The sequence below is a fragment of the Nocardia lijiangensis NBRC 108240 genome, from assembly GCF_001613045.1.
Classification (GTDB): domain Bacteria; phylum Actinomycetota; class Actinomycetes; order Mycobacteriales; family Mycobacteriaceae; genus Nocardia; species Nocardia lijiangensis.
This window is the reverse complement of the sequence record NZ_BDBP01000077.1, coordinates 36,093-50,343: the sequence shown is the minus strand read 5'-3', so window position 1 is coordinate 50,343 and position 14,251 is coordinate 36,093. Positions and strand designations below refer to the sequence as shown.

10 protein-coding genes are annotated in these 14,251 nt (G+C 69.3%); 6 read left to right on the top strand and 4 right to left on the bottom strand.

Annotation, left to right across the window (positions count from 1 at the left end):
* The coding region (locus NL1_RS26515) for a DEAD/DEAH box helicase (RefSeq protein ID WP_067844760.1) at positions 1 to 2,610 on the top strand (2,610 nt) is incomplete at its 5' end.
* The gene (locus tag NL1_RS26510; protein ID WP_067844758.1) at positions 2,607 to 3,386 is read left to right on the top strand and encodes an SWIM zinc finger family protein; all 780 of its coding nucleotides are present in this window, start codon (positions 2,607 to 2,609) and stop codon (positions 3,384 to 3,386) included. The genes NL1_RS26515 and NL1_RS26510, both read left to right, overlap by 4 nt.
* Before the next feature lie 263 nt (positions 3,387 to 3,649).
* Here NL1_RS26510 and NL1_RS26505 read toward each other — a convergent pair whose 3' ends face one another.
* Positions 3,650 to 4,132 (bottom strand): LIC_13387 family protein, encoded by a 483-nt coding sequence (locus NL1_RS26505; RefSeq protein WP_067844756.1) that lies wholly within the window; start codon positions 4,130 to 4,132, stop codon positions 3,650 to 3,652.
* 63 nt (positions 4,133 to 4,195) lie between these two features.
* On the opposite strand from NL1_RS26505, the gene NL1_RS26500 reads away from it, so the two are divergent.
* Entirely contained in the window at positions 4,196 to 4,723 is a 528-nt protein-coding gene (locus NL1_RS26500; RefSeq protein WP_067844754.1) for a TetR/AcrR family transcriptional regulator, read from the top strand.
* On the top strand, positions 4,720 to 5,511 hold the full coding sequence (locus NL1_RS26495; protein ID WP_281180860.1) for a helical backbone metal receptor: 792 nt from the start codon (positions 4,720 to 4,722) through the stop codon (positions 5,509 to 5,511). The genes NL1_RS26500 and NL1_RS26495 overlap by 4 nt, the downstream gene beginning before the upstream one ends.
* Positions 5,512 to 5,523: 12 nt before the next feature.
* Here NL1_RS26495 and NL1_RS26490 read toward each other — a convergent pair whose 3' ends face one another.
* From NL1_RS26490 to icmF, 3 genes are all read right to left on the bottom strand, one after another.
* Positions 5,524 to 7,014, bottom strand: a complete 1,491-nt coding sequence (locus tag NL1_RS26490) for a flavin-containing monooxygenase (RefSeq protein WP_067844752.1) — start codon at positions 7,012 to 7,014, stop codon at positions 5,524 to 5,526.
* Between the two features lie 133 nt (positions 7,015 to 7,147).
* The gene (locus tag NL1_RS26485) at positions 7,148 to 8,227 is read right to left on the bottom strand and encodes an amidohydrolase family protein (protein WP_067844750.1); all 1,080 of its coding nucleotides are present in this window, start codon (positions 8,225 to 8,227) and stop codon (positions 7,148 to 7,150) included.
* Positions 8,228 to 8,321: 94 nt separating this feature from the next.
* Positions 8,322 to 11,540 carry a fused isobutyryl-CoA mutase/GTPase IcmF gene (gene icmF, locus NL1_RS26480; RefSeq protein ID WP_067844748.1) on the bottom strand — a complete coding sequence of 1,073 codons (3,219 nt, stop codon included), beginning with the start codon at positions 11,538 to 11,540 and terminating at the stop codon, positions 8,322 to 8,324.
* Positions 11,541 to 11,670: 130 nt separating this feature from the next.
* Between icmF and NL1_RS26475 the strand changes: the two genes are divergently transcribed.
* Positions 11,671 to 12,624 carry a DUF2157 domain-containing protein gene (locus NL1_RS26475; RefSeq protein WP_084510963.1) on the top strand — a complete coding sequence of 318 codons (954 nt, stop codon included), beginning with the start codon at positions 11,671 to 11,673 and terminating at the stop codon, positions 12,622 to 12,624.
* 126 nt (positions 12,625 to 12,750) lie between these two features.
* Positions 12,751 to 14,250 (top strand): CoA-acylating methylmalonate-semialdehyde dehydrogenase, encoded by a 1,500-nt coding sequence (locus tag NL1_RS26470; protein WP_067844743.1) that lies wholly within the window; start codon positions 12,751 to 12,753, stop codon positions 14,248 to 14,250.
* Position 14,251: the final 1 nt, after the last annotated feature.

Below are 14,251 nucleotides of genomic sequence, written 5' to 3'. Positions count from 1 at the left end.
GAGGCGGCCGCCGCGGCGCTGCGCCAGCGGTTGCCCGCCGCGGCCGTCGCCGGTGATCTGCGCTTCCTCGCCCACGTCGCGCACGGTATCGAACGGTGGGTACAGGCCGGGCGAATCGTGCCCGAACTGCGCAGGGACGACGGTCAATGGTGGGTGCGGTGGCGATTGGTCGGCGGCGCGCGCCAGCGCGCCTGGCTGGCCGAGCTCGCCGTGGCCGCCCCCGCGGCCCTGCACGTGGCCGGACGGCCCGCGGCCGTGCTGGAGGATCTCGTCGGCGAGCTGACCGACCCGATCGCCAGGCAGGCGATGGACGCACCGTCGTCATCCCATCCGCTGCTGGCCGCGCTGGTGGGCGACAGCCCGCTCGACAGCGGCAGCCATCAACTGGCCGAGGTGCTGGAGCGCTGGCGCGCCGGCCTGACCGTGGACGAGCCGGAACTGGTGCTGCGCCTGCTGGAACCGGACGGCGAGCTCGGTGTCGCCGACGATTCGGTGGCGCTGTGGCGCTTGGAGGTCTGCCTGCGCACCGAGGGGGAGGCGCCCGCCCCGATCCCGCTGCACGGTGACCCGAGCCTGGTCCGCACCGCGATCGACAAGCTGGGCGAGGCGCAGCGCGCCTACCCCAGGCTGCGTGACCTGCCGACCGATCCGCGCACCATGGATCTGCTCTTGCCGACCGAGGTGGTCGCCGATCTCGTCGCGCACGGCGTCCACGCGTTGCAGGCGGCGGGCATCCGGCTGCTGCTGCCGCGCGCATGGAGCATCTCCGCCCCGTCCATGCGGCTGCGGGTGGAGAGCGCGGTTCCCGCGGCGGAGAGCACCGTCGGCATGCGCGGATTGGTCCGTTACCGTTGGGAATTGGCGCTCGGCGATACCGTGCTGACCACGGCCGAGATGGAGCGCATCATCCGCGCCAAATCCGATCTCGTGCAGTTGCGCGGCGAGTGGGTGCAGGCCGACCACAAGGCGCTGGCCGCCGCGGCCCGCTACGTCGCCGCGCACAGCGACGATTCGCCGATCACGTTCGCCGACATGATCGGCGAACTGGCGAGCAGCCGGGTCGAGCAGGTGCCGATCACCGAGGTCACCGCCACCGGATGGGCGGCCGATCTGCTCGATCGCAGGCAGGACGCGGAGCCGGTCCCCGCGCCGAGCGGTCTGAAGGCGCAGCTGCGCCCCTATCAGCTGCGCGGCCTGTCCTGGTTGGTCACCATGAACCGAATGGGTTGCGGCGCAATCCTCGCCGACGACATGGGTCTCGGCAAGACGATCCAGGTGCTGGCGCTGCTCGTGCACGAGCGGGAAGAGTCCACGGACCCCAGCCCGACACTGCTGGTGTGCCCGATGTCGGTGGTCGGCAACTGGCAGCGCGAGGCCGAGCGGTTCGCGCCGGACCTGCGGGTGCTGGTGCACCACGGCACCGGAAGGCGAGGCGGCGCGGAACTGGACGCGGCGGTGGCCGAGGCCGACCTGGTGCTCACCACCTATTCGCTGCTCGCCAGGGACGTCGAGGCGTTGGGCAGACAGGACTGGGAGCGGGTCGTGCTCGACGAGGCCCAGCACATCAAGAACGCCGGGACGCGACAGGCCCGCGCGGCCCGCTCGCTGCGGGCGCGGCATCGCCTGGCGCTCACCGGAACTCCCGTCGAGAACCGGCTGGAGGAGCTGCGCTCGATCCTCGATTTCGCGATGCCGAAGCTGCTGGGCAGCCCGCAGACCTTCCGCGCGCGGTTCGCGGTGCCGATCGAGCGGGAGGGCGACCAGAACGCGATCTCGCGGCTGCGATTCGTCACCCAGCCGTTCGTGCTGCGCCGGGTGAAGACCGATCCGTCCGTCATCAGCGATCTACCGGAGAAGCTGGAGATGACGGTGCGGGCCAACCTGACCGTCGAGCAGGCCGCGCTGTACCAAGCGGTGGTCGACGACATGATGGGCAAGATCAAGAGCGCGAAAGGCATGGCGCGCAAGGGTGCCGTGCTCGCCGCGCTGACCCGCCTCAAACAGGTGTGCAACCATCCCGCGCACTTCCTCGGCGACGGTTCCGGCGTCCTGGCGCGCGGCAAGCACCGATCCGGCAAGCTGGCCCTGGTCGAGGACGTGGTGGACGCGGTGCTCGCCGACGGCGAGAAGGCGTTGCTGTTCACCCAGTTCCGCGAGTTCGGCGATCTCGTCGCGCCGTTCCTCGCCGAGCGTTTCGGCACCTCGATTCCGTTCCTGCACGGCGGCGTTCCCAAGCGCCGTCGCGACGCCATGGTGACCGGATTCCAGGCCGGGGACGGTCCGCCGCTGATGTTGTTGTCGCTCAAGGCCGGTGGTACCGGACTGAACCTGACGGCCGCCAATCACGTGGTGCACCTGGACCGTTGGTGGAATCCGGCGGTGGAGAACCAGGCCACCGACCGGGCGTTCCGTATCGGGCAGCAGCGCGCGGTGCAGGTGCGCAAGCTCGTCTGCGTCGACACCATCGAGGAGCGGATCGACGAGATGATCAACGGCAAGCGCAGGCTCGCGGACCTGGCCGTCGGTGCGGGGGAGAACTGGATCACCGAGCTGGGCACCGACGAACTGCGCGACCTGTTCGCCCTCGGCGCGGAGGCGGTGGGCGAATGATGTTCGAGGACTACAGCAAGTACGGCAAGCGACTGCCGGTCGAGGGTGGTGTCGCGGCGCGCAGCCGCCGCGGCGGATTCGGGCGCACCTGGTGGGGCCGGGCGCTGATCGATGCGGTCGAGGCGATGGCCGAGCCCGGCAGGCTGGCCCGCGGGCGCAGCTATGCGCGCTCGGGACAGGTGGTGAGCTACCGGATCGAGCCGGGTGCGGTGATCGCGGAGGTGCAGGGCAGTCAGCCGCGCCCGTTCACCGCGGCGTTCCGCGTCCGTGCGGTGCGCGAGGAGGAGCTGGATCTGCTGATCGAGACGATCCGCACCTCGCCGGGCATGCTGGCCGAGATCGCCTCGGGCGCGCTACCCACTGGGCTCGGCCCGCTGTTGTTGCCGAGTACGGCGGCCGAGCTGGACTTCGACTGCACCTGTCCGGACCCCGGCTGGCCGTGCAAGCACGTGGCGGCGGTCTGCTATCTGCTCGCCGAACGACTCGACGAGCGGCCCCGCGAGATCCTCACGCTGCGCGGGCTGGACCTGGACACCCTCATCCGCGGTATCGAGCGTGACCCGCGACCGGTCCCGAGCGACGATCCGTACGGCGACGAAACACCGCTGCCCGCCCTTCCGAAGGTCGAATTCCGTTCCGCGATGGATGATCTCGATCCCGTGCTGCTGCGCAGAGCGCTCCGCATGAGCGCGGAGGACGAGTCGATCGCGGCGACCGGGCTGCGTGAGCTCCACGCGCTCTACACATCGCTGCGGGACACATCGCCGCGGGGCTGAGCCCGCCGCGGCATTCGTGCCGACGAAAGCCAGCACCCGGCATCGAGCCCGGGCCCGCGTCTCCGAACATCGTCGGGCGGATCCCGTCCGGTGCGCTGCGGCCGGTGCGTCTCGGCGCCGGGTGCCAATTACCAGTCTGCTCCACCGGGGTCGACGAGGTAATGCCCGATTGCCGTCCGTTCACTGCCCTTGTGCCGAACCTGCACTGCCCTGCCGTTTCGCTGGACTTCAGGCCAGTTGCAGGCCGCTGACCTGCGCTTTTGTCACTCCGTCGACGGGCGCGGCCCGGCTACCAGCACGGCGGCGTAGCAGAGGGTCGAGAGCCCGGCGAACGTGACGATGAGTTCGGGGAAGTACAGGCAGGAGATCCAGAAGGTGCCGCCCGCCGCGGCCACGCAGATCCAGTTGAACAGCGACCAGCGCGCGATCAACCCCGGCGCCGTCCGGGCGGCCACCACCGCGAGCATCGGAAAGAGAAAGCCGAACAGCCCCATGCCCACGCTGTAACCGGTGTTGAGCCCGAACACCGTCACTTCCCTGCCGCCCTCGAACAGTGCCGTCGTGGTGTTCCTGGACAGCTCGTTGATCACCTCCTCACCGGCGACATCGGCCCCGTTGAAGATGTGCAGGGCGAGCTCGTGGCCGAAGCCGATCACGCCCAGGAACACGGCGCCCGCGCAGTGGACCCGGATCGGCCACCGGGCGGCGGTGGTGCGGGGCTGGATGGTGGATGTCATCGCGGTCATCGCGACCTCCGAAAGTGAGCAATCCCGAAAACAGAACAAAAATTATGTTATAGGCTGGATCGCGTGGCGGGCAAGACCTCATGGCTGGCATCCGGGCTGTCGATCCTCGGCACCGCGGGGCCGACGGCGCTGACCATCGACAAGCTGGTCGCGTCGACCGGGCTGAGTACCGGGTCCTTCTATCACCACTTCACGGGGATGGCGGGCTACAAGAAGGCGCTGCTCGCGCACTTCGAGGAGGTGCAGACGCTGCGCTACATCCGCGAGGTGCAGGCGGCCGCGGATCTGGACCCGCGCGCCAGGCTCGATCTGCTGATCGATCGGGTACTCGCCGACGGTGAACCGGCCCGGCTGGAGGTGGCGGTCCGGGCCTGGGCGCTGGACGACCCGGTCGCCGCCGCGGCCAAGCAGCGCGTCGACGCGGCCCGGCTGGCATTTCTGCGCGAACTGCTCGGCGAGATCGGCTATTCGGAGCCCGCCGCCGAGCAGACCGCGCAGATCCTTTACCTGCTGGTGCTCGGCGCGGGCAATACGCTGCCCGAGGTGCCGCCCGAGCAGCTGCGCGTCCTTTGCGACCGGATTCTTTCGTGAACGCCGTACCGCCCCAGGGCATTTCGCTGCGCGACGACCTGGGCGCGGAGGTGCGGATCGCCCGCCCGGTGCGGCGGGTGGTGTCCCTGGTGCCCTCGCTCACCGAGTCGGTGGCGGTCACCTGTCCCGAATTACTGGTCGCGGCAACGCAGTGGTGCACGCACCCGGCCGACCTGTCCGTCGAACGTGTGCGCGGCACCAAGAACCCGAATGTGCGCCGGATCGTCGAACTGGCTCCCGACCTGGTGCTGTGCAATCAGGAGGAGAACCGCCGCAGGGACGTGGAACGGCTGCGCGAGGCGGGTATCCCGGTGTGGGTCACCAGAATCGAGACGGTGGACGCCGCGTTCCCCGCGCTCACCAGGCTGTTCACTGAGGCACTCGGCGTCCCCGCGCCATCCTGGTTGCTCGCGGCCGAAAGAATCTGGGCCGCAGCGCCTCCGGAGCATGCACGCGCCGCCGTCATCCCGATCTGGCGCCGTCCGTGGATGGTCGTCGGCCGCGACACCTTCACCGGCGACCTCGCGCGCCGGCTCGGGCTGCACCTCGTCCACGCGGACCGCCCGGAGCGCTACCCGCGCGTGGACGAGGCCGACCTCACCCGCGGCGTCGAGCTGGCGGTGCTGCCCGACGAGCCGTACGTCTTCACCGAAACCGATGGGCCCGAGGCGTTTCCGGGCATCCCCTGCGCGCTGGTCGAGGGCCGCAGCCTCACCTGGTACGGCCCGTCCCTCGTCACCGCTCGCAACATCTTGAGCAGGCAGATCGCAGCCGCGGCCGCCCGCTGACGACAACGCTGCTCAGGACGCCGAGGCGAACCGGTAGTCGGCCAGGTCGAAGTGACCGCTGCGCCACGCGGCCTCCACGGTGGTGGACGGCCGCAGCGGAACATCGCCGTGCTTGTCGAAGTAGTAGCTGTTGGCCAGGGCGCAGGACTCGTGCCAGAACACCTGGCCGCCCCGCCGCGCCAGCATCTCCCGGAAGAAACGATCGTTGGCTTCCTCGGTGACCTCGACCGAGGTCGAGCCGGTCGCGCGGGCGTGGCGCAGGCAACGCAGGATGTGGCGGACCTGGTTCTCGATCAGCGCGAAATACGACGAGCCGTTGTAGCCGTACGGGCCGATCACCGAGAAGAAGTTCGGGAAGCCGGGCACGCTGACGCCCTCGTAGGCCTGGAGCCGGTGCTCGTCCCACCACTTCTCGAGATCCCGGCCGCCGATCCCGCGCAGATCGTAGGTCGGCATGTTGCCCGATTCCATCACCTTGAAGCCGGTGGCCAAGATCAGCACGTCCGCTCGGTGCTCGGTGTCGGCGGTCCGCACACCGGTGGAGGTGATCTCCCGGATCGGGTCGGTCTCCAGCAGTACATTGTCGCGGTTGAAGCTGGTCAGGTAGTCATTGGAGAAACTGGGCCGCTTGCAGCCCAAGGCGTAACGGGGCGTGAGCTTTTCGCGCATCACCGGGTCGTGCACCTGGCGGCGCAGATGGGCGAGCCCGAGGCGCTCGCCCATCGCGGCGGTCGGCAGCGACCGGTAGTAGTGCGCCGCGATGGGGAAGGTCAGTTCCACGTAGGTCTGGCTGATCAACCTGGTCAGCGTCCGCCCGCCGGGCAGCCGCAAGGCCAGGCGCAGCGGGGCGGGCAGCGGGAGATCGGGCCGCGGCAAGCACCAGATCGGCGTGCGCTGGAAGACGACGAGATGCGCCACCTCGGGCGCGATCTCCGGGATCACCTGCACCGCGGAGGCGCCGGTGCCGATGATCGCGACCCGCTTGCCGCGCAGGCTTTCCCGGTGGTCCCAGCGTGAGGTGTGCATGGTCGTGCCGCGGAAATCGCCGACGCCCGGGATGTCCGGCATCTTCGGCCGGGTCAAGACGCCGGTCGCGCTGATCACGAAGCGGGCGCGCAGCTCGTCACCGGAGTCGGTGCGCAGCCGCCACAGGTGGGCCTGTTCGTCGAATTCCGCGTCGGTGATCGTGGTGCGGAAGCGGATGCGCGGGCGCAAACCGTACTTGTCGACGCACGACTCGGCGTAGGCCTTGAGTTCGTGACCTGGCGCGTAGACCCGCGACCAGTCCGCACGCTGATCGAAGGAGAACTGGTAGCTGAACGACGGAATATCCACGGCCACACCGGGATAGGTGTTCCAGTGCCAGGTGCCGCCCACTCCGTCCGCGTCGTCGACGATGAGGAAATCCTCGAACCCGGCCTCGCGCAGCTTGATCGCCGCGCCGATACCGGAGAACCCGGCCCCGACGATGATCACTTCGTGGTCGATGGTCGTCTCGTTCATCGCACCGCTCGCTCCATGAGTCCGGCCGCCTCGCGCGAACGCATGTGATGTCGGGCGACATTACTGTCCGCACCTGCCATCTCATTAGGCGCGCGTCCTGCGGCTTTGTCAACGGGCCTCGGCGCGGCCGGAGCTACTCCGGGGCCTCGACGCGGTAGACCCGCTCCGCGGTGCCGCGGAAGATCTGGGCCAGGTCGGCGGGCCCGCCGCCGTGCTCGATCACGGAGTCGGCGACGGCCTGCGCGCTGTCGGCGATGCTCGTGATCGGTTTGTCCACCGGGAAATTCGAGCCCCACAGCAGGCGCTCGGGCCCGAAGACGTCCATCGCGTGCGTGACCAGCGGGCCGATCCGCTCCACCAGTTCGGGCACCGGCGTCGAACTCCCACGCGCGGGCACCGGATGCCCGAGGATGGGCATCATCAGTCCGCTGACCTTCGCGACCACCCGGGGCTTGGCGGCCAGCGCGCTCAGGTCGTCGCGCCAGCGCAGGAACAGTTTCCTGCGCTCGCCCGGGTTGGCGCCGGTGTGCTTGCCGACCTTGCCGAACAGGCCCGCGGGCGTGGCGAGGTGGTTGAGCACGATGGTGACCTCGGGATAGCGCTCGGCCAGCGCTGTCACCTCGGGCAGCTGGTGCGAGTACACCCACGCCTCGAAGGAGAGCTCGCGCTCGGCGAGTTCGGCGAAGCCGTCCAGGAAGCGGCTCGTGGTGAGCGCGCCCGCGCGGTCCTCGAAGGACCGGATGCCGGTGTCGGGGTGGTGCGCGACCATCGTCCGGATGCCGCGGAACAGCGGCGACGCCGTCTGGTGCGCGTCGAGCAGGGCGGCGAAGCCGTCGGCGGCCGGGTCGGCCGAGCCGATGACGGCGCCGAGCCGCGGGGTGTCGACGCCGAACGGCAGGCTGGCGACCCAGCGGGTCTCGTCGGCCTTGGCGGTCGGACCGGTCCCCGTCCATTCGACCTCGATGTGCACGATCGACTCGATCGGGACACCCACCGCATCGGTCCGGTAGTTCGCGGGCAGATAGGGATGCACGTACGCCGTTGGGTCGCCGACGAATTCGCGGTCGCGGCGTGGGGCGAGCCGGGCGGCGAGACCGATCGGCACCGGCAGGTATTTGAACAGCCGGGCGAGGTTGCTGAAATCGCGCGGTGTGGTCAGCGGATCCCACTGATGGATGTGCGCGTCGATGACGCGGAGGCCCGCGAGGTCCATCGTGTCCCTCCTGTCTGGCGGATTTCCCGGCCCGGCGATTGTCACACGGCGGCGGCGGTGCGCGGGGCAACGACGGACTTCGGGCTCCTGCGCCTCACACGTTGCGCCGGTACTGCCCGCCGACGGTGAAGAAGGCGTCGGTGATCTGCTCCAGGGTGCAGACCCGCGCGGCGTCCATCAGCACCGCGAAGATGTTCTCGTCGGTGCGGGCCACCGAGTCCAGCCGGGCCAGCGCCGCGTGCGCCGCGTCGCGGTGTCGTTGCTGGAACTCGCGGACGCGGTCGAGCTGGGACTTCTTCTCCGCTTCGGTGGCGCGCGCCAGTTCCAGCACGCGGTGCGGCTCGCCCTGCGGATTGCGGAATGTGTTGACCCCGACGATCGGCAGTGAGCCGTCGTGCTTGCGCCGCTCGTAGAGCATGGATTCGTCCTGGATCTTGCCGCGCTGGTAGCCGGTTTCCATGGCGCCGAGCACGCCGCCGCGCTCGCTGATCCGCTCGAACTCGATGAGCACCGCCTCCTCGACCAAGTCGGTGAGTTCGTCGACGACGAAGCTGCCCTGCAGCGGGTTCTCGTTCATCGCCAGGCCCCACTCGCGGTTGATGATCAGCTGGATGGCCAGCGCGCGGCGCACCGACTCTTCCGTCGGCGTGGTCACCGCCTCGTCGTAGGCGTTGGTGTGCAGGCTGTTGCAGTTGTCGTAGACGGCGATGAGCGCCTGCAATGTGGTGCGGATGTCGTTGAAGTTCATCTCCTGGGCGTGCAGCGAACGGCCCGAGGTCTGGACGTGGTACTTCAGCTTCTGCGAACGTTCGTTGGCGCCGTAGCGCTCGCGCATGGCGATCGCCCAGATGCGCCGCGCGACCCGGCCGATCACCGAATACTCCGGGTCCATGCCGTTGGAGAAGAAGAACGACAGATTGGGCGCGAAGTCATCGATGTCCATGCCGCGCGCCAAATAGGCCTCCACGTAGGTGAATCCGTTGGCGAGGGTGAAGGCGAGCTGGCTGATGGGGTTCGCGCCCGCCTCGGCGATGTGGTAGCCCGAGATGGACACCGAGTAGAAGTTACGAACCTTGTTGCGCACGAACCATTCCTGGATGTCGGCCATCATGCGCAGGCTGAATTCGGTGGAGAAGATGCAGGTGTTCTGGCCCTGGTCCTCCTTGAGGATGTCGGCCTGCACGGTGCCACGCACGGTGGACAGCGTCGCGGCCCGGATGCCTGCGGCCTCGTCCTCGGTCGGCTCGCGTCCCTCGGCGGCCGAGAAGCGTTCCAGCGCTTGGTCGATGGCGGCATTGAGGAAGTAGGCCAGGATGGTCGGCGCCGGGCCGTTGATCGTCATGGAGACCGAGGTGGTCGGCGCGGTCAGGTCGAAACCGTCGTAGAGCGCCTTCATGTCGTCGAGCGAGGCGATCGAGACGCCCGAGGTGCCGACCTTGCCGTAGATGTCGGGTCGCTCGTCGGGATCGCGCCCGTAGAGCGTCACCGAATCGAAGGCGGTCGACAGCCGGGTCGCCTCGGCGTGCGCGGAGAGCACCTTGAAGCGCCGGTTGGTGCGGAACGGATCGCCCTCGCCCGCGAACATGCGCGCGGGATCCTCGTTGTCGCGTTTGAACGGGAAGACCCCCGCCGTGAACGGAAAACGTCCCGGCAGGTTCTCCGCGCGCAGAAAGCGCAGCAGTTCACCGTGATCGGTGTAGCGGGGAAGCGCCACGCGCGGAACACTGCTGCCCGACAACGACTCCCGGCGCAACGGCGTGCGGATCTCGCGATCGCGAACCCGCACCACCTGCTCGTCCCCGCGGTAACTCTCGGCGACCGAGGGCCATTCGGCCACCAGCGCGGCATTGGCGTCGGTCAGTTCGGTCCGGGCGGCGCTCAGCAAGCCGGCCACCGCGGTGTCCTCGGGCAGTTCGGCGAGCACCTGCTCGAGCCGCTGGACGCGCTGCGCGGCGGCGACCTGCCGCGTCGTGTCGGCGTGGTAGCCGCGCACCGCTGCCGCGATCTCGGCCAGATACCGCACCCGTGCGGGCGGGATGATCTGGGCGAAACGAGTGGAGACCTTGGTGTCGACCCGCGGCAGCGTCCCCGGCTCCAGTCGCAGGCCACGCTCGCCGAGCAGGCCGGTCAGGTGCTGGTAGAGCGCGGTCACGCCGTCGTCGTTGAAGGTCGCCGCGCTGGTGCCGAAGACGGGCATGTCTTCCGGGCGCGCGCCGAAGGCCTCGCGATTGCGCAGCAGCTGGCGCGACACGTCGCGCACCGCGTCGGCGGCGCCGCGTCGCTCGAACTTGTTGACGGCCACCACATCCGCGTAGTCGAGCATGTCGATCTTCTCGAGCTGGGAGGCGGCGCCGAACTCCGGCGTCATGACGTACATCGCCACGTCGACGTGGTCGACCATGGCGGTGTCGCCCTGGCCGATGCCCGGCGTCTCCAAGACGACCAGGTCGTACCCGGCCGCCTTGCACGCCGCGATGATGGTGTCGATGTTCTGCGGCAGTTCGTGATTGCCGCGGGTGGCCAGCGAACGGAAGAACAGGTGCGCGCCGTCGAGCGCGTTCATCCGGATGCGGTCGCCGAGCAGTGCGCCGCCGCCGCGGCGCCGGGTGGGATCGACGGCGAGGATCGCGACGCGCGGCTTGTCCTGCTGGTCCGAGCGCAGCCGACGCACCAATTCGTCGGTCAGCGAAGACTTTCCGGAACCTCCGGTGCCCGTGATACCCAGCACCGGCACGGTGCGCGCGTTCGCCGTGGCGAGCAGCGCTTCCCGGGCGGGGGCGGGCAGGGTGTCCTGTTGCAGGCAGGTGATGGCGCGGGCCAGCGCGGGCCGCTCGCCCGCCAGCACCGCTTCGGTCGCGGGAAAATCCTCGGCGAGATCGTGATCGCAGGCGCGCACCAATTCGTTGATCATGCCGGGCAATCCGAGCCGCTGACCGTCCTCGGGGGAGAAGATCCGCACGCCCGCGGCGGCCAGCCGCTCGATCTCCTCGGCCACGATCACACCGCCGCCACCGCCGAAGATCTGGACGTGGCCCGCCCCCGCCTCTTTCAGCGCGGCCGCGAGGTATTCGAAGTATTCGATGTGGCCGCCCTGGTACGAGCTGACCGCGACGCCTTGCACGTCCTCCTCGATCGCGGCCGCGACCACCTCGTGCACGGCGCGATTGTGGCCGAGGTGGATCACCTCCGCACCCTGGGATTGCAGGATGCGGCGCATGATGTTGATCGCGGCGTCGTGCCCGTCGAACAGGGCCGCCGACGTCACGAAACGCACGGGATGGGCGGGGATGTGGAGCGCACTGCTGTCGGCCACGGGAGTCCTCCGGCGAGTCCTTCTGGCGCCCGATACTAGGACGTCAAAGTAATTCTACGGTGACGGCGATCACATCGCCAGGTAATCGCGGGCCGTGCCGCGGCCGGATGTCCGCGGCGATACTGGACCGATGACTCAGGGGCATCGGGTGGGGGCGGCGCTGCGCCGGCTTGTCGACGAGGGTGTGCTGACCGAGGAGCAACGGGATGCGGTGGCGGCCGCGGTGGCCGCCGAGGAGGCCGCGGCGACGCCCGCGGGCAAGTTGCTCGCCGAGGTCGCGGCGTACGCCGGTGCGGGTCTGCTGCTCGGCGGGCTGTTGTTGTTCCTCGAGGCATCGTGGGGCGATCTGGCGCAGGCGAGCCGGGTGGCGATCCTGGCGGTCATGGCGATCGGGCTCGCGCTGGGCGGCGTCGCGCTGGCCGGACGTGCATCGCTGTTCCGTTCGCCGGTGTCGACCCCACGCACGCGCCTGGCCGCGGTGTTGTTCGCGCTCGCGGCGGCCGCGCTCGCCGGTGCGGCCGGGGCCGGCATCGATGATTCGGGATCCGACGAGGCGTGGGTGCTCGCGGTGTGCGCGGGTCTGGTCGCGGCCGTGCTCGGCTATGTGGCGTTGCCTTCGCTGGTCGGCATGTTCGCGTGCGCGGGTTTCGCCGTGCCCGTCGTCGGCGGCGTGCTCGGCACGCTGTTGGAGTTGGACGAACTCTGGGTCGGCCTCGGCTTTTTCGCGCTCGGGATGGTCTGGTTCGGGCTGACGCGCGCGGGTGCGTTCGTCGAGTTCTGGGCCGGATACGCGATCGCGATCACCCTCGCGCTGCTCGGCGCGCAGTGGATCGACTTCGATGGCCGCGCCGCGTCGGCCGGGCTCACCGCGCTTGTCGCGATCGCCTGCTTCGCGCTGTATTCGACGCACCGTTCGCCGGTACTGGTGATCGGCGGCGCGGGGGCCGTCGCACTGGCCATCGCCGAGGCGGCGTCCGAGTGGAGCGACGGGCTGGGTGCGGCCGGGTTCGTTCTGATCGTCGGCGCCGTGCTGCTGGCGGCGGGCGTGATCGCCTTGGCGCGCTCGCCGCGCGGGTCCGACTGATTCGCTCCCATTCGGGCGGTGGGATGAATCACATTAGCGTCCGGTCGGCTAATTACTTGGACATCCAACTATAGGATGCCCGCAGATCGCGCGACCGCGCGTCGACGACGACAGACAAGGACTGGCATGGTTCGCGAACTCACGCATTTCATCGGCGGGCAGCACGTCGCGGGCGCCTCGGGCAACTTCGGCGATGTCTTCGACCCGAACATCGGCCAGGTGCAGGCGCGGGTGCCGCTGGCGAGCAGGTCCGAGGTCGAGGCGGTCATCGGGAACGCGGCGGCGGCCCAGCCGGAGTGGGCGGCGTTCAACCCGCAGAAGCGGGCCAGGGTGCTGATGAAGTTCCTGACCCTGGTGCAGGACGAGATGGACAGCCTGGCCGCGCTGCTCTCCTCCGAGCACGGCAAGACCATCGCCGACGCCAAGGGCGACATCCAGCGCGGTCTCGAGGTCATCGAGTTCGCCACCGGCATCCCGCACCTGCTCAAGGGCGAATACACCGAGAGCGCGGGCACCGGCATCGACGTCTACTCGATGCGTCAGCCGCTCGGCGTGGTCGCGGGCATCACCCCGTTCAACTTCCCGGCCATGATCCCGCTGTGGAAGGCCGGTCCCGCGCTGGCCTGCGGCAACGCGTTCGTGCTCAAGCCTTCCGAGCGCGACCCGTCGGTGCCGCTGCGGCTGGCCGAGCTGTTCCTGAAGGCGGGTCTGCCGGCGGGCGTGTTCAATGTCGTCAACGGCGACAAGGAGGCGGTGGACACGCTGCTGCACGATCCGCGGATCAAGGCCGTCGGCTTCGTCGGCTCCACCCCGATCGCGCAGTACATCTACGAGACGGCGACCGCGAACGGCAAGCGCGCCCAGTGCTTCGGCGGCGCGAAGAACCACGCCATCGTGATGCCCGACGCCGATCTCGACGATGTCGCCGACCAGCTCATCGGCGCGGGCTACGGTTCCGCGGGCGAGCGCTGCATGGCCATCTCGGTGGCCGTGCCGGTCGGCGAGGAGACCGCAGATCGCCTGGTGGCCAAGCTGACCGAGCGGGTGCACAAGCTCAACATCGGCCGCTCCGACGACCCGGGCGCCGACTTCGGCCCGCTGGTCGGCAAGGACGGCGTGAATCGGGTGAACAACTACGTCCAGGTCGGCATCGATGAGGGGGCCGACCTGGTCGTGGACGGACGCGGCCTGACCGTCGAGGGCAGCGAGGACGGCTACTTCGTCGGCGCGACGCTGTTCGACAAGGTCACCTCCGACATGCGCATCTACCGAGAGGAGATCTTCGGGCCGGTGCTCACCGTGGTCCGCGCCAAGGACTACGAGGAGGGCCTGCGCCTGGCCAACGAGCACGAATACGGCAACGGCGTAGCCATTTTCACCCGCGACGGCGACACCGCCCGCGATTTCGCGGCCCGGGTGCAGGTCGGCATGGTCGGCATCAACGTGCCGATTCCGGTGCCGATCGCGTACTACACCTTCGGCGGCTGGAAGCGGTCCGGCTTCGGCGATCTGAACCAGCACGGCCCGGATTCGATCCGCTTCTACACCAAGACCAAGACGGTCACCCAGCGCTGGCCTTCCGGTCTGAAGGAGTCCAACGCGTTCGTCATCCCGACGATGGACTGAG

Coding starts and splice junctions, on each gene's coding strand:
- NL1_RS26510 (WP_067844758.1), top strand. CDS start 2,607: ATGATGTTCGAGGACTACAGCAAGTACGGCAAGCGACTGCCGGTCGAG.
- NL1_RS26505 (WP_067844756.1), bottom strand. CDS start 4,132: ATGACCGCGATGACATCCACCATCCAGCCCCGCACCACCGCCGCCCGG.
- NL1_RS26490 (WP_067844752.1), bottom strand. CDS start 7,014: ATGAACGAGACGACCATCGACCACGAAGTGATCATCGTCGGGGCCGGG.
- NL1_RS26485 (WP_067844750.1), bottom strand. CDS start 8,227: ATGGACCTCGCGGGCCTCCGCGTCATCGACGCGCACATCCATCAGTGG.
- NL1_RS26475 (WP_084510963.1), top strand. CDS start 11,671: ATGACTCAGGGGCATCGGGTGGGGGCGGCGCTGCGCCGGCTTGTCGAC.
- NL1_RS26470 (WP_067844743.1), top strand. CDS start 12,751: ATGGTTCGCGAACTCACGCATTTCATCGGCGGGCAGCACGTCGCGGGC.